The sequence below is a fragment of the Streptomyces chiangmaiensis genome (assembly GCF_036281785.1).
Classification (GTDB): Bacteria; Actinomycetota; Actinomycetes; order Streptomycetales; family Streptomycetaceae; genus Streptomyces; species Streptomyces chiangmaiensis.
This window is the reverse complement of the sequence record NZ_JAYWVC010000009.1, coordinates 56,072-79,236: the sequence shown is the minus strand read 5'-3', so window position 1 is coordinate 79,236 and position 23,165 is coordinate 56,072. Positions and strand designations below refer to the sequence as shown.

Sequence of the window (23,165 nt, the reverse complement as noted above, 5' to 3'; positions counted from 1 at the left end):
CGTCAGCGTGCCCACGGGGGAGCGATCCGCGTGCCGTCGGCCGGTTCCGCCTCCAGCCCGATGGAGGTGGCGACCCAGCGGAGCTGCTGGGAGAGGGCGAAATCCGTTCATTGCAACGTCAGTTGCTGCGTATCGCACCCTATGGGCCGGTCAAGCCCGCATGGTGATGAGTCGTCACATACGCCTGGGCCATTACCAGGAACCCCGGTGGTGTGGGGAGACAATCGAAATTTTTTACTGACGCGTAACTTCACAGTTGTCCTACTCGTCCGTAACTTGACGAGTGAACAGCATCCCGTGATCCGGATCGCAGGGGCGCAAGGCCGTCGCACCTCCCTCGAGCCGCAAGGAGATCACCCGATGCTGCCCTGGAAACGCCTGTTCAGACCGCTCGCAGCGCTCCTGCTGACCACCGCGGTCGCCGTCGTCCCCGCCGCCGGAGCAGAGGCCGCCGCGCCGAGCGGGGGAACGCCCTCGCTCCAGCAGAGCCAAGAGTCCGGGAGCGGCTGGAACGACTACTCCTGCAAACCGTCCGCCGCCCACCCCCGCCCCGTCGCCCTCGTCCACGGCACCTTCGCCAACTCCGTCGACAACTGGCTCGCCCTCGCCCCCTACCTGGAGGACCGCGGCTACTGCGTCTTCTCCCTCGACTACGGCCAGTTGCCGGGCGTCCCGCTCTTCTACGGACTCGGCCCCATCGCCGACTCCGCCGGGCAGCTTCGTACCTTCGTCGACAAGGTGCTCGCCGCGACCGGCGCCGCCGAGGTCGACATCGTCGGGCACTCGCAGGGCGGCATGATGCCCCGCTACTACCTCAAGTTCCTGGGCGGCGTGGCCAAGGTGAACGCCCTCGTCGGCATCGCGCCCGACAACCACGGCACCACCCTGAACGGCCTCACCAACCTGCTGCCGTACTTCCCCGGTGCCGAGGACCTGCTCTCCAGCGCCACCCCGGGCCTCGCCGACCAGGTGGCCGGCTCGGCGTTCCTGACCAAGCTCAACGCGGGCGGCGACACCGTACCCGGTGTCCACTACACGGTCATCGCCACCAAGTACGACGAGGTGGTCACGCCCTACAGCTCGCAGTTCCTCAGCGGATCCGACGTCCACAACGTCCTGCTGCAGAACCTGTGCGTGCTCGACCTCTCCGAGCACGTGCTGATCGGGCTGACCGACCGGATCGCCTTCCATGAGGTGGCCAACGCCCTCGATCCGGCGCACGCCACCCCGACCAGCTGCGCGTCCGCCTTCAGCTGACGCGCGACAGCCACCGCCGGACCTCCGCAGCCGCTGCGGCCGTCGCCGGGGCCTGTCCGACCTGAGCCGCCGGACAGGCCCCGGAGCCTCACCGCCCGACCCCGCCGTCGCCTCCACGGCGTGGGGCCACAGGGGGAGACTCCTCGGAACCATCCCGTGGGGGTGGTCAGCAAGCTAGCCCCAAGAAACCGTGAAATCCCCTGCTGGGGGCGGGTGGAGGAGATCCTTATGGCGCCGTTAAGGCAGGTCTAAGCGAGGGCTGAGGAAGAGGGGTTCGGAGGCCCCGGCTCACCTGCGCCTGTGGCCCCACCGTCCGCGGCAGTCCTTGTTCGTCCGCAGCCGGACGCCACGATCGGCTCCCAGAGTGGCTCCCCGCGTCGACGGCGCGCGCCCTTCAGGCCCTGGCGCTTCTTGCGCAGGAAGTGTGTAGGCCCGGATGCGACCTCACGCGATCTACGTCGGTGCAGTGCCGGCCGTTGATCGAACGGTCGTTGCTGGTCGTCGTTGGTCGCTGTGGGTCCCCCTTCGACGGCCCACGGACGGCCTCAGCGCCCCGCCCTATCGGCACGACGGTCGCTGAGGTCTGCCGAGCACGTCGGCCGGTCGCCTGGGGCTGGTAGCGCTCGGTTGCGGCCGCGGCGGTTGCTGTACCTGTACAGCAACCATGGCGACCACCGCTTCAGGATCCGTAGAGGCCCGGATAACCTCCCGCGGTGACCTCACCTGACCAGCCCCTCGTGGGCCCCGGTTTCGTCCTCCCGCACCCGCCTGCCACCGACCGCTTCCGCCTGGAGCCCCTCGGTCCTCAGCACAATGCTGCCGACCACGCCGCCTGGACCTCCAGCATCGCCCACATTCGGGCCAACCCCGACTTCGCCGGCCGCTCCTGGCCGCCGCCAGGGGGCATGACCCTGGAGGCCAACCTCGACGACCTGCGCCGGCACGCGGAGGACTTCGTCCGGCGCGTCGGCTTCACCTACACCGTCCTGTCGGTCCCCGGGGATGACGTCATCGGCTGTGTCTACGTATACGGCTCACGCCAGGAGCCTGGTGTTACTGACGTCCGCTCCTGGGTCCGCGCGGACCACGCTTCCCTCGACGCCGAGCTCTACCGCGTCGTCAGTGACTGGCTAGCCCGCGAGTGGCTCTTCGAGCGCGTGGCCTACACGCCTCGCTGAGCAGAGGAAGACCTGGACCTCGTGCTCCACCTCGGCGGGTGGCCCCTGACCGGCGGTGATGCCGGCCAGGGGCCCCTTGACGCGATCAGGCTGTGCTGACCGGCCTACGTCAGCCGTCGTTCTCCGCCGACGGGATGAACGCGCCCGGCACGTCCTGAGGCGTGTAGATCTTCTTCTCACCCGGGTACGGCTTCGTCCAGTTGTACCGCTCGTACCAGGCCAGGTGGTTCATCTGCGCGGGGGGAGCGTAGTCAGGCACGGCGTGGGGACCGGACAGCCGCTGCTTCGACTTCCACTGGTCCCACTCGGCGGCGAGGTTCTTCATGTCCGCCGGCACCGAGGCCGACGGCACGGCCGCCGCCGTCGGGTTCTGCGCCGCGGGGGTGTCCAGACCACAGGACGGCGCGCCGTTCTTCACACCGTCGGTCAGCGAGACCCGGTTGGGCAGCGCGCTGAACGGCGTGAAGTCCGGGCTCTGGGTGAACGCCGAGGCCATCGGGCTGGCCGCGGTGTCCTTCTGGTTCATCGGCTGGATCCCGAGGATCTGCTCGATGGTCCGCATCATGTTGATCTGCGAGTAGTAGTGGCTGTCCACCGTGCCGTGCTTGGCCCAGGGGCTGATGATCTGGACCGGGGCACGGTGGCCGTCGACGTGGTCGAGACCCGCCTGGGAGTCGTCCTCGACGACGAAGATCGCCGAGTCCTTCCAGTACTTGCTGTGCGAGATCTCGTCAACGATCTTGCCGACGGCGAGGTCGTTGTCCGCGACCTGGGCGGCACCGCTCACCGGGCCACCGGTGTGGTCGCTGGAGAGCCAGAACATGTTCAGGTTCGCCGGACCGTTCTTCTCGAAGTCCTTCTTCCAGATCTCGGCGCGGTAGACGTCCGGGACGCTGGTGTCGAACTTCGGGAAGCCGTGCACCGACACGTCGTTGAGCGACGGGATCGGCGACGTCGAGTTCAGCGGGTAGGCGGTGTCCTGACCGGTCGACGCCATGTTCTTGCTGTCGCAGTACAGGTTCTGCCAGCTCGCCCCCGACGGCTTGGTCAGGAACTGCTGGAACTCACCGAAGTTCCGCACGGACTTGCCGGCGTCCTGCGCACCGGTCCAGATGAAGCCGGTCCGCTGGTGGCCGAGGGCGTCGTCCTCGGTGTCGTAGCTGCGCGTGTACTCACCGGCGGAGGACTCGGTGTACTCCGGGTTGTCGGACTGCATCAGCCAGTTGTGGCCCTCGGCGGAGTTCGTGCCGATGTCGTACGTGTTGTCGTACAGACCGAACTGTTTGGCCAGGGCGTGCTGGTTCGGCGTGACGTTCTCGCCGTACTGCGCCAGCGACGGGTCGCCGTTGCCCTCCGGGATGTCACCGAAGACCTGGTCGTAGGTCCGGTTCTCCTTGACGAGCAGGAAGACGTGCTTGATCGTCGAGGGGTCGCCGAGCTTGACCGGGACCGGCACCGGCTTCGCCGGGGAGCCGTCGGTCTTCTTGAGCGACTCGCCGTTCCAGCCGTTCTGCTTGAAGACCTTGCCGGTGTAGGACCTGATCACGCTGTCGTCGGGCAGCGTGAACTTCTGCACGCTCGACGTCGTGTCGTGGGTGCCGTGACCGCTGGCCTTACGGCGGGCGTCGATACCACGGGTGTTGGAGACGTAGACCTGGTCGCCGACGGTGGTGATCTCCGAGGGGAAGTAGTCCGTCGGGAGCAGGCCGACGTAGCTCACCGGCTCCTGCGCGGAGGTGTACCGGTAGACGGCGACCGCGTTGGCACGGCCGAGGGTCACCAGCAGGTGCCCGTCGTCGGTGAGGGTCACCGCGTCGGGCTCGTAACCCACCGAGGCCTCGGCCCACGGCCGGGTGGCGATGGTCTGGACGACCTCGTCCTTCGCCGTGTCGATGACCGACACGTCGTTGGTCGCGGTGTTGGTGACGAACAGCGCCCCGTTCTTGGCGTACAGGGCGGTCGGGTGCAGACCGACCTCGATGCTGGAGACGGCGGCGTCCTGGTTCGTCAGGTCGATGACGCTGACCGTGCCGCTGGTGGTGGCAGCGGTCTTCTGGTCGGCGAGTACCTGCGTGCCGTACGAGTTGATCGTGGGCTCGCCGGGCTTGGCCGGGCGGCCGCCCTCGTTGCTGACGTAGAGCTTGTTGCCGACGACGATCATGTCGCGCGGGGCGTTGCCCACGGCCCAGCTCTGCTTGATGGTCCCGGTCGCCGCGTCGATGGCGACGACCCGGTTCTGGCCGTTGACCGCGGAGTACACGGTGTTGCCGTCGGCCGAGAACACCGCCTCGCCCACCAGGGCGTGCTTGGACCCCTGCGCCGGAATGGTGACGGTCCTCGGGCTGGAGACGCTGCCGTCCGCGTTCACGGTGAGCACGGTGTAGCCGTCCGGCTGGCCCAGCCACAGCTGCTTGCCGTCGGGCGAGTACGTCGGGCCTTCCTGGCCCACGTTGTTGCTGCTGATGCGGGGGTTGGACGACGCGGCGTTGCTGACGAGCTGCTGCGTCTTGAAGTTCTTCAGGTCCACGATGGCCAGGGCCGCGCCACCGTCGGTGACCGAGGCGGCCATGTGCGTGCCGTCCGGGCTGACCGAGGACGACATGATCTTGCCCTGGTTGATGACAAGACGGTCGCCGTACGGGGCGATGTACTGGTTGCTGGAGACGACCTGGCCGTCGTCGGTGACCTGACCGACCTGGTCGTAACCGAACTGGTGGGTCTGCGCGAGCGCCGTGCCGGCGGCCACGAGGGCGACAGCGGTGGTGCCCGCCGTCAACAGCGGTATCCGGCGGCCGATGAGTCTACCGAGGAGGCTGATCCGAGCTTCCTCGGCGAGCCTGCGGCGGCGAGTTACCTGCATTGGGTGCTATCCCTTCAGGGTGGTGTCGAGCAGTTCGACGTTGCCGTCGAACTGCCACAGCGGGTTCGGTGCGTCTCCTTCCGGGGTCCGCACCAGGAAGTAGCCGTTCACTTCCTTCGGTCCATCGCCGTCGGCCATGAACCGCCCGTCTGGGGTGACGTCGAGTTGGTAGATGGCCTGGCCTGTGGCCTCGACGCCGGGGAGATGCCAGGTGACGACGCAGCGCCAGTCGTTGCCCGGGCCTTGCGCTGCGCCCCTGGTGCTTCCCTTGTTGCACGCCGCCGTGGCCTTCAACTGGGCCTCGGTGACGGCGGGTCGGTTGAGTTGGTCGGTCTGCATGCGGTACAGGTGCGCGAACGCCGTGGCGACCGAGCGCTGCACCTTGTCCTGCTCGATCCCGGAGCCCGTCGCCGAGGTCGTCGCGGCGACGACAGCGAACGACACGGCGGCCACCCCGACGAGCGGCAGGACTCCGACGGTGATCGCGCGGCGGCCCGAACCGTCGTGGCTCAGGTTGGTGAATTCGCGCCGTACGAAGAGCACATAGGCCAGCACCGTCGCGACCATGGCCCATACGAGGCTGACGACGATGCCGATCAGCAGCGGGCCGAGCTGCTGCGGGCTGGTGAACAGTTCGTTCCAGGAGATGAAGGCGTAGCTGGGCAGGGCGACCCGGACGGCCACGGGGAGTGGCAGCATCTGGGCGACCGCCATCGCGAGCGACACGAGCACGGGCACCAGCAGCCCCATCGGGGACCGTCCCAGCGTGACCGACCCGAGGAAGCCGAGCGCGGCGAGCGCCAGGGTCGGAGCGAGGACGCAGATCCAGGAGAGCAGGACCTGGACGGCGGCGTCCGACGGTGCCAGGAGGTGGCCGTCGAGGCCGACCAGCGGCTGGTTGCCGACCGCCAGGAGGCCGCCGACCGTGCTGGAGACCGCAAGCCCGGCCACGAGCAGCAGCAGGACGGTGAGACTGGCGACCACCTTCGCCACGAAGATCCGCCGAGTCGAACGGACCGCCACGAGCAGCTGGCGCCAGGTGCCGAGCCGGTCTTCGGAGGCGAACACGTCACCGGCCACGACCGAGGTCAGCAGCGGGAGCGCCCAGGTCCCCGCGAAACCGAGCATCACCAGCGGCCCGGCCCACCCGGAGGCGTGCATCCACCGCCCGAAGAGGGTGTCCACGGGAAGCGTGCTCTGCCGGCTCACGCCGGCGACGAACAGGGCGGGAGCGATCCAGCAGGCGAGGACCAGCAGGCGGATCCGCCACTGGGAGACGAGCTTGACGAACTCGAAGCGGCACACGCGGGTGACGGGGACGCGACGGCCCCGGGTCACCTGCTCGTGTTCCTGTTCCCGGCTCTGGGTGAGGGTCGCGGTCATCGGCCGGCCTCCGGCTGCTCGGTGAGGGCGAGAAAGGCGGCTTCGAGCGGCGACACCACGGGAGTGAGCTCGCGCAGCGCGACGCCCTCCTCCACGAGCCGCACCACAAGGTCGTCCAGGGCGGGCACCAGGGCGCGTACGACGAGCAGTTCGGCGTCCTGCCGTACCCCGGCGTCGTCGACGACCCGGACCCCGGGCGCTTCGTCGGCCACCCGGCGGGCGGCCTGCGGGTCTGAGGTGAGCAGCCGGTAGTCGAGTTCACGGTTGTCGGTGGCCAGCTTGTTCAGCGGGCCGGAGAAGACGACACGTCCGGTGGCGACGATGGTCACCTCGGAGCACAGCGCCTCGAGGTCGTCCATGTTGTGGCTCGAGAGGACGACGGTGGTCCCGTCGGCTGCGAGCCGGTTGAGGACACCGTGCACGTGCTTCTTGCCCGCCGGATCAAGGCCGTTGGACGGTTCGTCGAGCACGAGCAGCCGGGGCTTGGTCAACAGGGCTGCGGCGAGTCCGAGCCGCTGGCGCATGCCGAGGGAGAAGCCGCGGGTGCGGTCGTCGGCGACGTCGGTGAGGCCGACCTCGGCGAGTACGTCGTCGATTCCCGCCGTGCGTGCGTCGTGGCCGCGGAGTGCGGCCAGCGCGGCGAGGTTCTGCCGTGGGGTGAGTGAGGGGTAGAGAGCAGGACCGTCCACGAAGCCGGCGACACCGTCGGGAGCGTCGAGTGCCCGTCCGACCGGTGTGCCCAGGACTTCGAGGCGACCGCTGTCGGCAACCGAGAGCCCCAGCAGAAGGCCGAGCAAGGTCGTCTTCCCGGCGCCGTTCGGTCCGACCAGGCCGTGGATATGCCCCTGCGTCACATCGAGGTCGATGCCGTCGAGCGCGACGACGTCACCGAAACGTTTTGTAACGCCGCGAGCCCGGATGGAGAGGAGTTGTTCCATGGGTCCCTTCCTTACAAAGGCCTTAAGGACCCTAGGGACTGACCAAAGCCGCTCAGGGGGTGAGGAGTTGAATGTTGAGGGAACGTGAAACGACTTGGCGTGCGCGACGTGATCGACGTCCGGCGGCCTGCCCCTGTCCCGTCAGCCTCGGGCGGCCAGGTACGGGAAGGGGTGGCCGAGGTGATGGCGGAGATGTCGACGAACTCCTCGGTGGCGTCGGACGTGGGGCCGGACGTCGCGACGGTGGGTGATGAGACGGCGTTGCCATGAGCAGCCGATACGGTGACCTTGCCTGCCGCGTGTCCGCCTGGCCGGGCCCGACAACCCTGACACTGCGACGACAAGGAGCCCGCCCATGCCCGAGGCCGGCAAAATCGCTGAAGTCGTATCCCACCCGATCGGCTGGGTGTCCGGTGGACGCCACGAGGTGTTCGACGACGCCTGGGGCGAAGTTGCAGCGATCATCCGGCTCGACGACAACCGGTTCGGGCCCGAAGCGCTCGCCGGCCTGGACGCCTTCTCCCACCTGGAGGTCGTCTATCACTTCGACCGCGTCCCGGTCAGCAGGATCGAGACAGGCGCCCGCCACCCGCGCGGCAACACGGAGTGGCCGCTGGTGGGCATCTTCGCCCAGCGCGGCAAGAACCGGCCCAACCGGCTCGGCGTCTCGCGCTGCCGCCTCGTCCGCGTCGTCGGCCTCGAAGTTCACGTACAGGGCCTGGACGCCGTGCACGGCACCCCGGTGCTGGACATCAAGCCCTACATGAGCGAGTTCGCACCCGAGGGCGTCACCAGCCAGCCCGCGTGGTCCACCGAGATCATGCGCGATTACTACTGATCCGGCAGACGTACAGGCGCGCTCATGGCCCCGCACCTCACCGGTGTGGGGCCTTCGTCAGACGGCCCCGGGGTCTTTGGTGTTCGCAGTCGACGACGCCAGGAACGGATCAACGCCACTGAGGAAAACGTGATCATCAGGAGGCCGGGGCACTGCATTGCCTTTGCGGAGCCTCTTGATCAGCTGATACGCCGGAAGTCTCCCCACGACAGAGAGGTCGGCGCAGTCGCCGGGACGGGGGAGGGGGGTCAGGTCGGCCGTTGCCGCCGATGTACCGGCGGTGCGGGCCGTGACCGATGCGGTCTACCACCCCCAGACCGAGCGCATCGGGGTGGTGCCGCAGCCCATGGAGGCGGACCATGCGGCGAACGTGGCCCATCGCAAGCGGCTGGACCGAGATTCCTTGACGTGCCGGGGGTGAAGGACGGGCTCAGCCGTCCGGCCACCAGATGCGTGCGATGTCCTTGCGCACCTCCGGGCGCTCCACGGGGCGCTCTTCGGCTTCGTCCCGGAGTCGGCGGGAGTCGGTCCTCTTCAGGGGCTTGTGCACAGTCACTCGGCGCATGGCTGCCTCCTTGTGCCTACCGGGTTCCTCGTTTGTCCGGAGGTAGACCCTTTGGGCGAGGGTTCCTCATCGATCGCGGTCTGTCTGTGGCGGCTGTCACGATTTCGGTGTCAGTGGCGGCTGTCACCCTGGCCTCATGACCAGGTACATGACCAAGAACATGGCCAGGAACGGGAACTCCGAAACCTCGGCGGGCGGAGGCGGGGGCGTGGACTGGGACGCCGCGGCCTCGACCTTCGACGACGAGCCGGACCACGGACTGCGCGATCCGCTGGTGCGCGAGGCGTGGGCCGCCCGGCTGGGGGAATGGCTGCCGGCACGGCCCGGCGATGTGCTGGATCTGGGCTGCGGCACAGGCAGCCTGTCACTCCTCGCCGCCGAACGTGGGCACCGTGTCACCGGTGTGGATCTGTCTGCGGCCATGGTGGCCCTGGCCCGCGCCAAGCTCGCGGGCCGTGACGCCGTGTTCCTCGTCGGTGACGCCACGGCTCCACCGCTCGGCGAACAGCTTTTCGACGTGATTCTCGTCCGGCATGTGCTGTGGGCCCTGCCCGACCCGGGCCGGGCCCTGCGGCACTGGCGGGGGCTGCTGCGCCCCGGGAGTGCGTCCCACGCAGGCGGCAGCGAGGGAGGACGTCTGGTGCTGGTCGAGGGTGTGTGGGGCACGACGAGCCCGGTCGGCCTCCCCGTCGACCGCCTGACGGCGCTCCTCGCACCCCTCGCCCTCGATGTGCGTGTCGAGGGGCTGTCGGACGACGCCAGGCTGTGGGGCAAGGAGGTCGACGACGAGCGGTATGCGGTGGTGGCGGTGTCCTGACCGGGCGGCTCAGGCCAGCAGTGTCTCGAAGCCGCCCTCCCGGGCGAGGAGTTCGAGGTCGTCCAGGGCCCGTGCCGCGGCCCTGGACGCCTGCGGGTCCGACACCGCGAGCCCGCTCGCCGCGAACTCGTCCTCGTCCAGGCGGACCACGGTCCGGCCGTCCGCGGAGCGCCACAGGTCCAGGTCGAGGTCCTCGACGACCAGTTCGCCGTCCGAGAGAGTGGCCGGGCGGGTGACGTCGCAGTACCAGCCCTTCAGCGCGCCCTGTCCGTCGCGGACCTCCTTGACCGCGTACCAGCGGTCGCGCCAGTAGTACTCCGTGAGGACGTCCCCGGGTTCGAACCGTACGAAGCCGAAGTCCCGGACGCCGTCGCCCGCCCAGGGCGCGCGTACCGCGATCCGGGTGCCGTCGTCGTGGAGCAGCTCGGCGCGGTAACGGATCTTCGTACGGCCCGCCTTGACCAGGACGACCTCCACCGGGTCCGGAACGTCAGCGGAGCTCGCGGACATACTGCACCTCCGTCGCGCAGATCTCGTAGCCGAACCACTTGTTGATCGCGAGCATGGGTCCGTTGCCGACGTCGTTGCCCGTGAACGCCTCGGTCAGCCCGGCGGCGCGGGCGCGGTGCAGGGAGTGGTTCTTGGCGAGCTTGGCGAAGCCGCGGCCGCGGTAGGCGCGGAGGGTGCCCGTCATGACGGTGCCGTAGCGGGTACCGTCGGTGCGGGCCGCGCTGAAGGCGACCGGACGGCCGTCCACGACCGTCACCGAGGTCAGTTCGCGGGACAGGAGCGGGTGGTTCCAGGTCTCCTTCAGCCACGCCTCGTAGTCGGTGAACTCACGGTCGACGTCACTCGGTTCGTCCTCGATCGTCTCCGCGTCCAGCGCGAACAGGGGGCGGGGGTCGTCGCCGAAGTCCGTGCCGGTGCGCAGATCCACGCCCGGCGGAGGGGGCTGCAGCGGGGGCAGTTGGCCGAGCGCCAGGTCGAGACGGAGGAAGTGGGCGGAGCGGCGGGGGCGATAGCCGCGCTTCTCGGCGAAGGCGCGCGGGGCGGGCGCGTCCGGCACCCAGGTGTGCAGCCTGGTCGCGCCCAGGCCGCGCAGAAACTCCTCGGCGGTGCGCACCAGCAGGGAGCCCGCGCCGCGCCCCACCCGGTCCGGATCGACGCAGACATTGAGGAATGCGTGGCCGGGCTCGGGGCTGTCGTACACCAGGCCGACCTGGGCCGTGCCGATGGGCTCGCCGTCCTCCACCGCCAGCAGGGGCCGGTAGTGGGCGTCCGGGTGGATGTGCCGCAGGTCGTAGGCGAGGGACGCGCCGGTGGAGATCATGTACGGCAGCGTGCGGCGGCGGATGCGGGCGAACGCGTCGGTGTCTGCCGGTGTCTCGGGACGGATGTCGCGCACGGTCACGGTCATGGGGCGCACGGTACGCGGCGGTTGCGGCCCGGTGCCTCCGAATTTTTTGCCGCTGAGGGACAATCGGCCTGTGACGTTGAAGATCCACATTGCGGAGGAGGGCGCTCCGTACGAGCAGGTGCGCGCCCAGATCGCCGAGCAGGCCCGGTCGGGGGCGCTGCCGGTGGGATACCGGCTGCCGACCGTGCGCGGGCTGGCCGAGTCGCTCGGTCTGGCGCCGAACACGGTGGCCAAGGCATACCGGGCGCTGGAGACGGACGGGGTGATCGAGACACGGGGCCGCAACGGGACGTTCGTGGCAGCCGCGGGCTCGGCCGCGGAGCGTGAGGCGGCGGGCGCCGCCGCCGCGTACGCCGAGCGCGTGCACCGCCTCGGCCTCACCGAGGCGGAGGGACTGGCCGCGGCGCGGGAGGCCCTGCGGGCGGCGTACGCGAAGTAGGGTTCGGCTGCCGGCCCGGACCGGGTCGTGATGGGCGAGGGCCGCCGCCGCGGAAGGCAGGCCGCGCCGGCGGGGAGGGGTCATCGCCGTGCGGCGTGCCTAGTGCTGCGCCGTGTCCATGGCAGCCGCCGGCAGGTGGCGCGGAGTGCGTGTCACTCGCAGGCCCGCCGCCGTCGCCACGCGGGCGAACGTCATCGCGTCCAGGACCGCCGCAGCGTGCGGGTCGTTGTTGAAGTAGGCGTAGACGTCCCGGCCGTCCGGCCAGGCGGCATCGATGCGCTGGACCCAGGACGTGAGGGACCGGCGGCCGTAGTGCGGCCACGGACGGGCGCGACCCGCGTGGAAGCGGACGTAACCCCAGTCGGCGGTGCGCCACAGCGGGGTGACCGGGCGGGACAGCACATCGGCCCAGCACAGCGCCGCACCCCGGGCCTCGAGCACCGCGCGGACCTCCGGTGTCCACCACGAGTCGTGGCGCGGCTCGACCGCGATCCGGGTGCCGCGGGGGAAGCAGGCGAGGCAGTCGTCGAGAAGGCCCGGGTCGGCGCGCAGGGTGGGCGGCAGCTGGAGCAGAACCGGCCCGAGCCGGTCGCCGAGGCCCGCCGCGTGGCTCATCAGGCGGTGCACCGGCTCCTCCGGGTCCCGCAGTCGTTTGATGTGCGTCAGATAGCGGCTCGCCTTCACCGCGACCACGAAGTCCTGCGGCACCCGCTCCCGCCAGCCCTCGAAGGTCTCCTCGGACGGCAGCCGGTAGAACGCGTTGTTGATCTCGACCGTTGCGAACCGGGTCGCGTACTCCTCCAGCCACAGGCGCATGGGCACGCCGGACGGGTACAGGACGCCTCGCCAGTCCTTGTACTGCCACCCCGACGTGCCGACGAACACGGTCATACGACCATCAAAGCACCGCTCGCGGGCTTTCCGCCGGTGCGGCTACAGGTACAGTCCCGAGTCCGTTCCCGACCGCTGATCCGGCACCGCCGTCGGGGACGTGCCCCGCTGCAGCGCGTAGAGCTCCGCCAGGGTCGCCCCTTCGCGGCGCACGCCGTCCTCCCGGCCGAGCCAGTTCACCGCCTCGGGGCGGGTCAGAGGGCCCACCTCGATCCGGGCCAGACAGCGGCCGGGGCGGACGACGGCCGGGTGGAGCCGCTCCAGGTCCTCGTTCGTGGTGACGCCCACCAGCACGTTCCTGCCCTGTCCGAGCAGTCCGTCGGTCAGGTTCAGCAGCCGCGACAGCGCCTGTCCCGCGGTGTGCTTCGCCTCGCCGCGGATCAGCTCGTCGCAGTCCTCCAGCAGCAGCAGACGCCAGCGCCCCTTGCCCGCCCCGTCCTCCTCGCCGATGGCGATGTCCATGAGGTAGCCGACGTCGGAGAACAGACGTTCGGGGTCCAGGACGCAGTCCACCTGGCACCAGTCCCGCCACGAGCGGGCCAGCGTGCGCAGGGCCGACGTCTTGCCCGTGCCCGGCGGGCCGTGGAGCAGCAGCAGTCGGCCCGCGATGTCCTCCGGTGTCGTCTTCATCAGGCGGTCCATCGCATCCGCCACCGGCGCCGTGTAGTTGGGGCGGACCTCTTCCCAGGTGCCGGCCGCGATCTGCCGTGTCGTACGGTGCGGTCCGCGTCTCGGCGACACGTACCAGAAGCCCATGGTCACGTTCTCCGGCTGCGGTTCCGGCTCGTCCGCCGCGCCGTCCGTGGCCTGGGTGAGCACCTTCTCGGCAAGCTCGGCGCTGGTCGCGGTCACGGTGACGTCCGCGCCGCGGTTCCAGCGGGAGACCAGCAGGGTCCAGCCGTCGCCCTCCGCGAGAGTCGCGCTGCGGTCGTCGTCGCGGGCGATGCGCAGCACCCGGGCGCCCGGCGGCAGAAGCGTGGCCCCGGAACGTACGCGGTCGATGTTCGACGCGTGCGAGTACGGCTGCTCGCCCGTCGCGAAGCGGCCGAGGAACAGCGCGTCGACGACGTCGGACGGCGAGTCGCTGTCGTCGACGTTGAGCCGGATCGGCAGAGCGTCGTGTGGGTTCGCGGACATGTCGCCATGATCTGTCACGCGGGCGTCCCGTGCACCCGCTTTCCGAGGTGCGCCGGGTGTGTCGGCTGTGCCCCGTGCTCCCGGTCCGTCCCCTACGTCCTGTTACAGGGCTGTCGCAGACGGAATCTGTCCCTGGGTCGATCCCCGCCGTTAGTGTGGCCCATGATGGGACGTCATGAGTGGGATACGGGGGCATGGCGGTGGCGGCTCACCGCGCTGCTCGGGGTGGGGGTGGCCGCTCTGGCCCTGGTGGTGACGCTGATCAGCCAACTGCCGGGGGACGGTGGGAGCACCAGCGGTACGACGCGCGACGGCGACAAGGTGCACGGCACGCCGGCCACTCCGCCGAAGGAGGCGAAGCCGGACGTCGGCTGGGGTTTCACGCACACGCAGTACAGCGCCGACGAGGGCAGCGGCAGCGCCACCGCGCGTGTCGAGGACCTGCTCTCGGGTACCGGGCTGCCGGAGAACCAGCACATCATGGGCTGGGGCGCGGACAATCCCGAGCCGGTCAAGGGCCATTACGACTTCGGAGCGATGGACCGCCGTATCGACTTCGTCCGAAAGGCGGGCGGCACCCCGGTCGTCACCCTGTGCTGCGCCCCGGACTGGATGAAGGGCGGCAAGGCGGGCGCGAACAACACCGACTGGAGCAAGACCGCCCTGGAGACCGCCCCGGCGCCCGACCACTACCAGGACTTCGCCGCGCTCGCGGCGACCGTCGCCAAGCGCTATCCGGACGTGCGCCACTTCGTCGTCTGGAACGAGTTCAAGGGCTTCTGGAACAACTCCGAGGCGCGCTGGGACTACGAGGGCTACACCCAGCTGTACAACCTGGTCTACAAGGCGCTCAAACAGGTCAACCCGGAGATCATGGTAGGCGGGCCGTACCTGGTCATGGACAGTGTCGACCCGCGGCAGAAGGAGAACGCCTCCACGGCCCAGCGCGGCTCCTGGGGAGCCATGGACCAACGGGTCCTCGACGCCTTCGACTACTGGAACAAGAACAAGGTGGGCGCCGACTTCGTCGTCGTGGACGGCTCCAGCTACACCAACGACGACGACCTGCTGCCCGACGAGTTCGCCGCCACCGACAAGCTCACCGCCGTCGGTGACTGGGTACGGCAGCAGACCCACGACCTGCCGTTGTGGTGGGCGGAGTACTACGTCGAACCCGCCGACGGCAACGACGACCGCAAGGGTTGGACGGAGGCCCACCGTGTCGCCGTGCAGGCCGCCGGGATGATCGCCATGGTCAAGGGCGGCGCCGCCTCCGGCTTCTACTGGAACCCGGAGGAGAAGACGGGCACCGACTGCCCGGGCTGTCTGTGGACGCCGACCGACACCGCGGACGGCGGCAGGGCGCTGCCCATGTACGACCTGGTCTCCCGCTTCGGCAAGGAGTTCCCGCCGGGCACGCGGTACCGGACGGTGCCGGTCGCCCAGGACGACGTCCCCAACGTCCGCGTGCTCGCCACCGACACGGTCGTCCTCGTGGTGAACACCCTCGACCGGACGATCAGCGCCCGGATCGACGGCAAGCGGTTCGACATGAAGGCGTACGAGGTGAAGTGGCTCAAGCGCTGAGCCACTTCACCTCGTACGCCGGAGGACGCTCAGCCTTTCCCCATGGTCAGGAACCGCTGCACCAGCGAGGCCAGCAGCACTGCCAGCAGCGGCAGCGAGAACCAGAAACTGGACTGCAGCCAGCGCAGTTTCCGCACGCCCGGCCGGACCGCGACACGTACGATCTCGCGTGCCGTGAGCATCAGGACCAGGGCAACGGCCGCGAGGCCTCCGACGACCGACCACGGTGTCCAGGTCACGCGCGGTCCGATCGGGCCCGGATCCGGCTTGGCGACGCTGCCGGCGGGCTGCTCGCGCAGCGCGTACATGGTCACGTCGTCGTTGGCGAGGACCTTTGTCAGTTCCTGGCGGTCGTCCAGGTTCTTGATGAGCCGGGACTCCCACGTCGCCGAGTAGCCCACGTCCATCCGGAGGTAGGTCACCTGGCTGACGTTGATCATGAGGTAGGAGTTCGGGCCCGCGTCCTTGAGCGACTTGACCAGGCCCGACACCAGGACCGGATCCGCGGGCGCGAGAGTCGGTACGTACTGCACCTTCTCCATGTCCCTGGCGCCCCACGGCATCGCCGGCGTGACGTTGTCGACCGTGTCGTTGCTCAGCCACAGCAGCCGTACCGTCGGGTCGTCATGGGCGTACACGTAGTCCATCGCCGCGACCTCGCCCGGGCGGATCCGCTCGAAGGACTCGTTGCCCCAGCGGGCCACCAGGAAGCCGCCCATCAGCAGCAGACCCGCCATGAGGGCCGCGAGCGGTGCGAGACTCGCCCGGTCCTTGTCCCGCTCCTCGGACGTGGCACCCGTGCGCGGGAAGAGGGCGAGCCCGGCGAGCAGGGCCGCGCCCGGCACGGCGAACATGAAGACGCGCAGGGCCATTTCGCCGCCGTAGGACTGCATGCCGAAGCCCAGGAACGGCACGAAGGTGAGCACCAGCAGCGACCGCTCGCGGTACTTGTTCTCCCGCCGCCGCCACCAGCCCCAGCAGGCGAAGGCCATCACGGCGCCGGCGAGCGCCACCCGCGTGTAGAGGACGAGCTTGTGCGTCGAGTCGCCGCCTTGGATGCGTCCGGAGACGGACGTCGACACATTGCTGCCGACGCCGCCGACGCCGCCGAAGAGCTCGTTGAAGTGCCCGGACCAGTAGGGCTCGGCCATGAAGCCGAGCCAGAAGGCCACCAGCACCGCGAACAGGACGGGCAGGCCGCGCAGTTCGGAACGGCCGATCAGGACGAGCGCCGCGAGCACGCCCAGCATCACGAACGGGGTGAGCTGGTGGGCCGGGACGCTGGCCGCGTACAGGCCGATCAGCACCATCAACAGCACGGCGCGTTGCCCGCGCCCGGTCGGCTCGACCTCCGCCTCGCCGGGGCGTGCCTTCGTCCAGATCACGCGCGGTGCACGGAACCACACCAGCAGGATGGCCACGAAGGCCAGGTAGAGCAGATAGGTGAAGCCCTGCGGGGAGAAGTAGTCCTGGCCTACCCAGCCGCTGAGCACGAAGATCCACAGGCCGGTCCACTTGGCGCGCCAGCTCGCCCGCAGGGAGCGCAGCAGCAGGAACATCGGTGCCAGGTAGAGGAGCTGGACGGTCAGCGGCCACCAGCGGATGACCTCGGTGAGATCGGTGACCCCGCACGCCTTCGCGACGAACGCCGCCACCGCGAAGAAGCCCGGCCAGCTCCAGCGGGCGTCCAGATCGGGCACGGCCGACCCGGTCCGGTCGATGTAATCGAGGAACCCGAGGTGCTGCCAGGCCGTCGCGAACCGCGGTTCGGTCTCGATCGCGGCGGGCAGGGCGTGCAGCGACACGACCGTGGCCAGGAGCGTGACCAGCAGCAGGCCCTTGGACTCGCGGCCGCGCCACAGCAGCGCGGCGAACACCACGACCAGCAGGGCAGCCCCGACGAGGGTCGGCAGCGGCAGGACCGAGATCAGCCCCAGACCGCCCATCCGCTCGAGCGAGCCGTCGTCGAGGCCCAGCACGGGCACCCAGTAGAGCAGCAGGGCCGAGACGAGCAGACAACCGAGGAGCAGTCCCCCGAGCGAACCGAAGGGGCGCGGGTGCTCCTTGGGCTGCGGCTCCGTCACGGCAGGGCGTGCGCGCACGGTGGAGCCGCCCGATGTCGCGTCCCGCGCCCCTGACAGGGCACGCTCCTCCGTGCCCGGCTTTCGTTCCTCCACCGGCAGGCCGACCGGACGGACCGGTCCCGGCAGCCCGAGCGGCCGCGTGGGACGGTCACCCTCGCCGGAGACTGCGGGTGTTCCGCTGGGCGGGGTGCCCGGACCCGGGCGTACGTCGGGCCGGCGCTCCACGTGGTCGAAGTCGACGTGGATGCCGAGCGCGAGCGTGTCGGCGTCGAGTTTCTTCGCCCAGGACGGACCCCTCCGCGGCACGGGGACCTCACGTGCCCCCAGGTCGGCGAGGTCCCCGTCCGGTGCCGCGTTCTCGGGCACGGCGTCCGCCGGGGCGGCACGCACGATCGTGAACAGCTTCGGCGCGGCGATCGCCACGATCACCGCGAGGCTGGAGATCTCCGCGACACCCGCGCCGGTCAGCCCCATACGGGGGAGCAGCAGCACGGTCAGCCCGAGCACCAGAACGCACAACAGGCCCTGGAGGTAGGCGAGTCCCAAGGTGCGGCTCTGGGCGCGGAGCACCGCGAAGTACGTCTCCATGACGACCCGCAGCAGCGCTCCCACCGCGAACCAGCGCAGCAGCGAAGTCGCCGCGTGGGCGTAGCCCTCGCCGAAGACGCGCAGGATGTAGGGCGCGCCGAGGAACAGCAGCCCGCACACCGGCAGCATGATCCGGGCCATGCGCTTGAGCGCGGCCCGGGTGTTGGCCGCGAGCCGTGCCGGGTCGTGCGAGCCCTCGACGGTCAGCGAGGCGCCCATGTTGATGGCGAGCAGGTTGGTCGTGCCGCCGATGGTGGTGGTGATGTAGAAGTACGCGTTGTCCGCGGCGCTGACCTGCGAGGCCACGATGACCGGGACGAGGTAGACCACCGCGAGGGAGAACAGCGAACCGGTGTAGTCGCCCGCCAGGAAGCGCCCGATCTCCTTCACCGACGGCGGCGCCGCGTGGTCCTCCGTCGCCTTGACGTGCCGGGGCACCAGGCGCCGGAACACCATCCAGCCGAGCGGCAGCACGGATGTGGCGATGGCCGCGACCCAGGAGACGAAGACGCCCATCACGGGGATCGCGGCGGCGAGCCCGATGAGCAGCACCAGCTTCACCGCGGAGAACACGGTGTTGCCCACCGGGACCCACAGCGCGCTGCGCAGCCCGGTCAGCACACCGTCCTGGAGGGTGAGCAGGTTCCAGGCGATGACGGCCACCACGAAGACGAGCGCCGGGGCGGGCCCGTGCAGGAAGCGGTACGAGGGTCCCCACACGTGCAGCGTCAGCAGGAAGACGCCGGCGGCGAGCGCCACGACGATGGAACTACCCGCGTAGGTGCGGAGGATCAGGCGGCCGGTGGTCCGTCCCGAGATCGGGATGAAGCGGGCCAGGGCGCCGGTGAGGGTCACCGCGGTGAGGCCGGCGAGGAGCTTCATCGCGGCGATCGCAGCCGAACCCTGGCCGACCGCGGCGTCCGAGTAGTAGCGGGCGGCCACCAGCCAGTAGCCGAGGCCGAGCACCGCTGAGATACCGGTGTTGAGCATCAGCGCATAGGCGTTGCGGAACAGCTGACTGCCGCCGCCCCCGCCGCGTCCGGGCAGGCGCAGGCGGCGCCCGGACTGCTCGGGCGCCGCGGTCGAGGTCTGTTGAACCTGGGCTGTGGTGGTCGTGTCAGACACGGGAACCGATGGCCTTCCGGCGAACCTGTCGTGCTCTTCGGACCACGGCGTACCCCTTGGTGAGGGCGCGGTCCCTGGCGAAATTGAGGGCGATCGCACGGCCCTGGACGAGCCGCTCGAACTCCTCGGCGCCGGTGCCGCGGCGCACGGTGACACGTTGCAGCGCGTACGGTCCCTGGCGGCGGCGCGCGAGACCGTTGCCCACGGCGAGCGACTGGCGGTATCCCGCCTCGCGCACCCTCCGGCGCACCCGGCGACTGGAGTAGCCGTACGGGTAGGCGAACGAGACCGGGACGGAGCCCAGTTCGTCGGTGACGATCTCCTTGCAGCGCAGCAGCTCGAACCACAGCGCGTCGTCGTCGACCTGGTCCAGCTGCGGATGGGTGTGGCTGTGCCCGCCGATCTCGACCCCGCCGCCCGCGAGGTCGCGTACCTGGTCCCAGTCGAGCATGGTGTCCAGGCCGCCGCCGGTGTCGTGGGCGCCCCGGATCCAGCCCGTCGAGACGAACAGTGTGGAGACGAAACCGTGCTCGGCGAGCACGGGCAGGGCATGGCGGTGCACGCCCTCGTAGCCGTCGTCGAAGGTGATGAGGACGGGCCGCTCGGGCAGTGGACCGCCCTCCCGCCAGCTGCGGGCCAGCTCGGTGGTGGTGACGGGCGTGCATCCCAGGTCCGCGAGCTGAGCCATCTGCTCGGCGAAGGCCTCCGGCGCCACCGACAGGGCGTGCGTCGCCTCGTTGGGCGCCGTCGCCACCGAGTGGTACATGAGGATCGGCACGGCCTGTCCGCTCATGCGATGTCCCCCTCGCAGACCGGGATCCGCACCACGGAGAAGGCGGCGCCGCCCCTGGGCGCCCGGACGCTTCCGAGCACGTACCCACCGGCGGCCGTGAGTACCCCGGCGACGATCGCGCCGGCCCGGCCCGCGCCGCCGGGGCGGGCCAGCAGTGCGTCACGCAGTCCGCGGACCACACCGGCGGGCAGCACCCGGGTGGTGTAGCGGCGCTCCGACTCCAGCCCCTTGTCGGAGCCGACGCTGCGGGCCACCAGCGCCTTGGAGAGGCCCTCGGCGTAGGTACGGGTGCGGAAGTACGCGAAGTGCTCACGCGGCTCGGGCACCCGGTGGTGGATCACCGCGCGGTCGTCGATCAGCAGGATCGCATCCGGCCGGGCCCGGCTGAGGCGGATGCACAACTCCGTCTCCTCGCAGCCCAGGGGACGCTTGTCGCCGTCGCGTCCGATGCCCGTGGCGAAGCCGCCCGCCGCCACGAACGCGGTGCGGCGGAACGAGGCGTTGCCGCCGAGGACGTTGCGCACCCGTGCCCGGCCGGGCGGCAGCCCCTTGTATGTGCAGCCCACCACCCAGTCGAACTCCTCCGGGAACCAGGCCGGGCGGCGGCCCGACGCCCAGATCGGCATCGTACGGCCGCCGACGGCCATGACCCGCGGGTCCTCATAGCCCTCGGCGAAGTGCTTCAGCCAGTCCCGCTCGGCCACGGCGTCGTCGTCCAGGAACGCGATGATCTCCCCGTGCGAGGCAACGATCCCGGTGTTGCGGCCCGCGGACAGGCCGCGGGGGCCCGCGTTGGCGAGCACGCGGACCTCCTCCACCTCCTTGTACTCCCCGGTCAGCCGCTCCAGCAGAGTCTCGTTGTGGTCCACGACGAGCAGCGTCTCGCGGGCCGGCCGGGACTGCGCCCGCACCGAGGAGACCGCCGCGAGGATGTCCTCCCAGCGGTCCTCGGTGTAGACGCAGATCACCACGGAGATGTCCCGACTGTTCAAGACACCTCTCCCTGGGTTGAGTTGAGTGCGATCGCGTGCGGACGGCTGCGCAGGGCACGCCGGTTGGAGCGCTCCTTGAGGATGACCTTCAGCACCCGGAGCCCGTCGCGCACCGCACGCAGGTTGCTCGCGCCGTGGATGCGGAGGTACTCGTGACTGGGAATCTCCTGCACCTTGAGCCCGGCCTTGACGACCCGGATGTTCATCAGGGTCTCCACCTCGAAGCCCGTGCAGTCGAGGTCGATCTTGTCGAGGCAGTGCCGCCAGAACGCGTTGTATCCGTAGCAGAGGTCGGTGTAGCGGGCCCCGAACTTGGCGTTGACGATCGCGCACAGCACCCGGTTGCCCAGTTTGCGGATCGGCGTCATGTCGGAGGTGCCGCCGCCGTTCGCGAACCGCGAGCCCTTCGCGAAGTCGGCTCCTGACACCAGTGCGGAGACGTAACTGACGATCTCCTGACCGTCGGCCGAGCCGTCGGCGTCGACCATCACGATGATGTCGCCGGTGCAGGCCTCGAAGCCGGTGATCAGGGCGTCCCCCTTGCCCTTGCCCCGCTGTCCGACGACCTTCACGTCCGGCCACAGATCACGTGCGACCTGGACCGTGTCATCGGTGGAATTGCCGTCCACAAGGACCACTTCGTGAATCCAGTCGGGAAGTGTCTTGAAGACGTACGGGAGATTCTCCGCCTCATTCATGGCGGGGATCACCACGCTCACCGGTGGCGCGATGGCCAGGTGAGAGGAGATGGGCCGATATTTGCCCTGAGTTAACGGACCTTGATCCGAAACTGCAGGGCGCAGAACAGAACTCATGAGTCTTGTCCCTCTCGTCCGGTGGACCGTCCGCCCCTGGACGGTCCGGCTCTTTGTCCGGTTCGAAAGGGGGGTTCTCACTTACGGCATGCCGAAATGGATCTCCGTGCATGCCGGGTGAGCTGGCAAAGCTGGCCGCCTGCCGGGAAAACGGCAGCCGGTCGCGCGGCACGACTCGAACGACTGTGGTCGCCGAGCACGGCACCCCCCTACCGCGCCCCGCGCCGGGACCATCGCGGTACCTGAGCCCTCCCCTGGAGCCGCTTGATGGTGGACCGATGCGGTTGATGTATGACGGTATTGACGATTGCGACTTTATGGCAAGACCTGGGATGTGTCCCCGGTTTTGGCCGATATGGTCGAAACTCGACCCCCGGAACGGATTTTCCCCATCCGTTTGAGGATCCGGTCGGCCGGCTCGAAGAGTTCCGGCCGAGACAGCACCGCATTGCGCAGTGCCCGGACCGGGGCGCGGTGCGCCCTGTGTCCGAACGCGACAGGGTGACGGCGCGTCACCCACCCTTCGGACACGTAGAGATCGCGTGTCTTCAGGGAGTCCTTGTATTCCTTCTGGCCCCGCCCGAGATCCAGATGGGCGATGCCGTCGGCGGCGGCCGCCCCGGCCATCCGCAGATGCAGGACGAGGCCGGGCGAGTACTTCGCGAACGCCGGGTCGTAAGCCGGGAACCAGCAGGCCAGCACCCGATCGGTGCGCAGTCCGAAGTGGGCCGCGATCGGCCGTCCGTCCGCGTAGAGGACGGACAGAATCCCCCCGAACCGCTCCGCGCGGGTGTGGAACAGCTGCTGCACCAACTGGTTGATCCAGGCGTGCGCGAAGCGGTCGCTGCGCCCGGTCCTGCGGTACTGAGCGGACTTCCAGCTCATCAGCGTCTGCAGGACGGCCGGGTCACGCTCGTCGTGGACATAGCGCACCTCTCCGGTGTCCCGCCCGAGCCTGCGTTCCTTGGCCAGCGTCGTGCGTGTGAACTTCGGTGATCGCGCGCGCAGTTGGCGCATATACGCCTCGTACCCCTGGTCGACGTCCAAGACCGGGGACGGGAAGGTACCGGAGGCTCCCGCCTCGAACGGCGCCTGGCCTTCCACCAGGTGGTCGAACTCCCAGACAGCGAGCCCAGAGGCCCGCAGGACTTCAGAAGCGTCCCACGTGAAGCCGGGCCGGTGCACCATGCCCTGGCAGTCCGAGACTCCCAGGCCGACGGCCCGGCCGACTCCGGCGGCCGTTCTCTGGAACGGGAAGAAGGCGGCCGGCTCGCCGTCCTCGCGGACGATCGCGATGCGAACGCCACGCCTCGTCCGGCCCACGGCCAGCGCGAACTCGGGCGACAAGAAGGGGTTCGACAGTTCGGGCGACCCGTTGAGATGGGCTTTCGACTGCAGAGCCGTCCATGCCGCCCGGTCGGCGGCCCTGAGTTCGCCGGGGCGGTACACGCTGATGTCCAC

Annotated in this window: 20 protein-coding genes and 2 pseudogenes; 8 read left to right on the top strand and 14 right to left on the bottom strand. The window is 69.7% G+C overall.

Annotated features, from left to right (window positions below; translation table 11 throughout):
• Positions 1 to 2 precede the first annotated feature (2 nt).
• Positions 3 to 83, bottom strand: a pseudogene (locus VXC91_RS05285) (cupin domain-containing protein); the annotation flags it as partial.
• A gap of 277 nt (positions 84 to 360) precedes the next feature.
• Here VXC91_RS05285 and VXC91_RS05280 point away from each other — a divergent pair.
• Both VXC91_RS05280 and VXC91_RS05275 read left to right on the top strand, forming a co-directional pair.
• Entirely contained in the window at positions 361 to 1,257 is an 897-nt protein-coding gene (locus VXC91_RS05280; protein WP_329505453.1) for an esterase/lipase family protein, read from the top strand.
• Positions 1,258 to 1,970: 713 nt separating this feature from the next.
• The gene (locus VXC91_RS05275; RefSeq protein WP_329505452.1) at positions 1,971 to 2,435 is read left to right on the top strand and encodes a GNAT family N-acetyltransferase; all 465 of its coding nucleotides are present in this window, start codon (positions 1,971 to 1,973) and stop codon (positions 2,433 to 2,435) included.
• Between the two features lie 109 nt (positions 2,436 to 2,544).
• On the opposite strand, the gene VXC91_RS05270 is transcribed toward VXC91_RS05275, so the two are convergent.
• The 3 genes from VXC91_RS05270 to VXC91_RS05260 are packed head-to-tail and all read right to left on the bottom strand — an operon-like array spanning position 2,545 to position 7,616.
• Positions 2,545 to 5,295: an alkaline phosphatase family protein gene (locus VXC91_RS05270; protein WP_329505450.1), complete on the bottom strand. Its 2,751-nt coding sequence runs from the start codon at positions 5,293 to 5,295 to the stop codon at positions 2,545 to 2,547.
• 6 nt (positions 5,296 to 5,301) lie between these two features.
• Positions 5,302 to 6,678: an ABC transporter permease gene (locus VXC91_RS05265; protein ID WP_329505449.1), complete on the bottom strand. Its 1,377-nt coding sequence runs from the start codon at positions 6,676 to 6,678 to the stop codon at positions 5,302 to 5,304.
• Positions 6,675 to 7,616, bottom strand: a complete 942-nt coding sequence (locus VXC91_RS05260) for an ABC transporter ATP-binding protein (RefSeq protein ID WP_329505447.1) — start codon at positions 7,614 to 7,616, stop codon at positions 6,675 to 6,677. The genes VXC91_RS05265 and VXC91_RS05260 overlap by 4 nt, the downstream gene beginning before the upstream one ends.
• An 84-nt stretch (positions 7,617 to 7,700) precedes the next feature.
• Here VXC91_RS05260 and VXC91_RS05255 point away from each other — a divergent pair, with 84 nt between their 5' ends.
• The 3 genes and pseudogenes from VXC91_RS05255 to VXC91_RS05245 all read left to right on the top strand — a co-directional run.
• Positions 7,701 to 7,886, top strand: coding sequence for a hypothetical protein (locus tag VXC91_RS05255; protein WP_329505445.1), 186 nt, complete (start codon positions 7,701 to 7,703; stop codon positions 7,884 to 7,886).
• Between the two features lie 85 nt (positions 7,887 to 7,971).
• Positions 7,972 to 8,454 carry an SAM-dependent methyltransferase gene (locus tag VXC91_RS05250; protein WP_329505443.1) on the top strand — a complete coding sequence of 161 codons (483 nt, stop codon included), beginning with the start codon at positions 7,972 to 7,974 and terminating at the stop codon, positions 8,452 to 8,454.
• Between the two features lie 280 nt (positions 8,455 to 8,734).
• Positions 8,735 to 8,830: pseudogene (locus VXC91_RS05245) on the top strand (GNAT family N-acetyltransferase); the annotation flags it as partial.
• Positions 8,831 to 8,884: 54 nt separating this feature from the next.
• Here the strand turns inward: VXC91_RS05245 and VXC91_RS05240 are convergent.
• Entirely contained in the window at positions 8,885 to 9,019 is a 135-nt protein-coding gene (locus VXC91_RS05240; protein ID WP_329505441.1) for a hypothetical protein, read from the bottom strand.
• Positions 9,020 to 9,179: 160 nt separating this feature from the next.
• Here VXC91_RS05240 and VXC91_RS05235 point away from each other — a divergent pair, with 160 nt between their 5' ends.
• Positions 9,180 to 9,836 (top strand): class I SAM-dependent methyltransferase, encoded by a 657-nt coding sequence (locus VXC91_RS05235; RefSeq protein WP_329505476.1) that lies wholly within the window; start codon positions 9,180 to 9,182, stop codon positions 9,834 to 9,836.
• Positions 9,837 to 9,845: 9 nt separating this feature from the next.
• Here the strand turns inward: VXC91_RS05235 and VXC91_RS05230 are convergent, their stop codons facing one another.
• Both VXC91_RS05230 and VXC91_RS05225 read right to left on the bottom strand, forming a co-directional pair.
• Positions 9,846 to 10,346, bottom strand: a complete 501-nt coding sequence (locus tag VXC91_RS05230) for a DUF402 domain-containing protein (protein WP_329505439.1) — start codon at positions 10,344 to 10,346, stop codon at positions 9,846 to 9,848.
• Positions 10,327 to 11,253 (bottom strand): GNAT family N-acetyltransferase, encoded by a 927-nt coding sequence (locus VXC91_RS05225; RefSeq protein WP_329505437.1) that lies wholly within the window; start codon positions 11,251 to 11,253, stop codon positions 10,327 to 10,329. Before VXC91_RS05225 ends, VXC91_RS05230 begins: the two co-directional genes overlap by 20 nt.
• A gap of 70 nt (positions 11,254 to 11,323) precedes the next feature.
• Between VXC91_RS05225 and VXC91_RS05220 the strand changes: the two genes are divergently transcribed.
• Positions 11,324 to 11,692 (top strand): GntR family transcriptional regulator, encoded by a 369-nt coding sequence (locus VXC91_RS05220; protein WP_329505435.1) that lies wholly within the window; start codon positions 11,324 to 11,326, stop codon positions 11,690 to 11,692.
• A 99-nt stretch (positions 11,693 to 11,791) separates the two neighbouring features.
• Here VXC91_RS05220 and VXC91_RS05215 read toward each other — a convergent pair whose 3' ends face one another.
• Both VXC91_RS05215 and VXC91_RS05210 read right to left on the bottom strand, forming a co-directional pair.
• Positions 11,792 to 12,583: a DUF72 domain-containing protein gene (locus VXC91_RS05215; protein WP_329505433.1), complete on the bottom strand. Its 792-nt coding sequence runs from the start codon at positions 12,581 to 12,583 to the stop codon at positions 11,792 to 11,794.
• Positions 12,584 to 12,625: 42 nt separating this feature from the next.
• On the bottom strand, positions 12,626 to 13,720 hold the full coding sequence (locus VXC91_RS05210) for a DUF5925 domain-containing protein (RefSeq protein ID WP_329505432.1): 1,095 nt from the start codon (positions 13,718 to 13,720) through the stop codon (positions 12,626 to 12,628).
• A gap of 165 nt (positions 13,721 to 13,885) precedes the next feature.
• Here VXC91_RS05210 and VXC91_RS05205 point away from each other — a divergent pair, with 165 nt between their 5' ends.
• Positions 13,886 to 15,307 carry a GH39 family glycosyl hydrolase gene (locus tag VXC91_RS05205; protein WP_329505474.1) on the top strand — a complete coding sequence of 474 codons (1,422 nt, stop codon included), beginning with the start codon at positions 13,886 to 13,888 and terminating at the stop codon, positions 15,305 to 15,307.
• Between the two features lie 29 nt (positions 15,308 to 15,336).
• Here VXC91_RS05205 and VXC91_RS05200 read toward each other — a convergent pair whose 3' ends face one another.
• The 5 genes from VXC91_RS05200 to VXC91_RS05180 all read right to left on the bottom strand — a co-directional run bounded on the left by VXC91_RS05200 (position 15,337) and on the right by VXC91_RS05180 (position 23,165).
• Entirely contained in the window at positions 15,337 to 19,104 is a 3,768-nt protein-coding gene (locus tag VXC91_RS05200; protein WP_329505431.1) for a lipopolysaccharide biosynthesis protein, read from the bottom strand.
• A complete protein-coding gene (locus tag VXC91_RS05195; RefSeq protein ID WP_329505430.1) occupies positions 19,097 to 19,897 on the bottom strand; it encodes a polysaccharide deacetylase family protein in 801 nt (266 codons plus the stop codon). The genes VXC91_RS05200 and VXC91_RS05195 overlap by 8 nt, the downstream gene beginning before the upstream one ends.
• Positions 19,894 to 20,889, bottom strand: coding sequence for a glycosyltransferase family 2 protein (locus VXC91_RS05190; RefSeq protein WP_329505429.1), 996 nt, complete (start codon positions 20,887 to 20,889; stop codon positions 19,894 to 19,896). The genes VXC91_RS05195 and VXC91_RS05190 overlap by 4 nt, the downstream gene beginning before the upstream one ends.
• Positions 20,886 to 21,704: a glycosyltransferase family 2 protein gene (locus VXC91_RS05185; protein ID WP_329505428.1), complete on the bottom strand. Its 819-nt coding sequence runs from the start codon at positions 21,702 to 21,704 to the stop codon at positions 20,886 to 20,888. The genes VXC91_RS05190 and VXC91_RS05185 overlap by 4 nt, the downstream gene beginning before the upstream one ends.
• 315 nt (positions 21,705 to 22,019) lie before the next feature.
• Positions 22,020 to 23,165, bottom strand: coding sequence for a GNAT family N-acetyltransferase (locus VXC91_RS05180; protein WP_329505427.1), 1,146 nt, complete (start codon positions 23,163 to 23,165; stop codon positions 22,020 to 22,022).

Bases quoted from the DNA above. Each gene is read 5' to 3' on its own strand.
- VXC91_RS05265 (WP_329505449.1), bottom strand. From the start codon at position 6,678: ATGACCGCGACCCTCACCCAGAGCCGGGAACAGGAACACGAGCAGGTG.
- VXC91_RS05185 (WP_329505428.1), bottom strand. From the start codon at position 21,704: ATGAGTTCTGTTCTGCGCCCTGCAGTTTCGGATCAAGGTCCGTTAACT.
- VXC91_RS05250 (WP_329505443.1), top strand. From the start codon at position 7,972: ATGCCCGAGGCCGGCAAAATCGCTGAAGTCGTATCCCACCCGATCGGC.
- VXC91_RS05210 (WP_329505432.1), bottom strand. From the start codon at position 13,720: ATGTCCGCGAACCCACACGACGCTCTGCCGATCCGGCTCAACGTCGAC.
- VXC91_RS05235 (WP_329505476.1), top strand. From the start codon at position 9,180: ATGGCCAGGAACGGGAACTCCGAAACCTCGGCGGGCGGAGGCGGGGGC.
- VXC91_RS05195 (WP_329505430.1), bottom strand. From the start codon at position 19,897: ATGAGCGGACAGGCCGTGCCGATCCTCATGTACCACTCGGTGGCGACG.
- VXC91_RS05270 (WP_329505450.1), bottom strand. From the start codon at position 5,295: ATGCAGGTAACTCGCCGCCGCAGGCTCGCCGAGGAAGCTCGGATCAGC.
- VXC91_RS05280 (WP_329505453.1), top strand. From the start codon at position 361: ATGCTGCCCTGGAAACGCCTGTTCAGACCGCTCGCAGCGCTCCTGCTG.
- VXC91_RS05230 (WP_329505439.1), bottom strand. From the start codon at position 10,346: ATGTCCGCGAGCTCCGCTGACGTTCCGGACCCGGTGGAGGTCGTCCTG.
- VXC91_RS05225 (WP_329505437.1), bottom strand. From the start codon at position 11,253: ATGACCGTGACCGTGCGCGACATCCGTCCCGAGACACCGGCAGACACC.
- VXC91_RS05205 (WP_329505474.1), top strand. From the start codon at position 13,886: ATGGGACGTCATGAGTGGGATACGGGGGCATGGCGGTGGCGGCTCACC.
- VXC91_RS05240 (WP_329505441.1), bottom strand. From the start codon at position 9,019: ATGCGCCGAGTGACTGTGCACAAGCCCCTGAAGAGGACCGACTCCCGC.
- VXC91_RS05260 (WP_329505447.1), bottom strand. From the start codon at position 7,616: ATGGAACAACTCCTCTCCATCCGGGCTCGCGGCGTTACAAAACGTTTC.
- VXC91_RS05215 (WP_329505433.1), bottom strand. From the start codon at position 12,583: ATGACCGTGTTCGTCGGCACGTCGGGGTGGCAGTACAAGGACTGGCGA.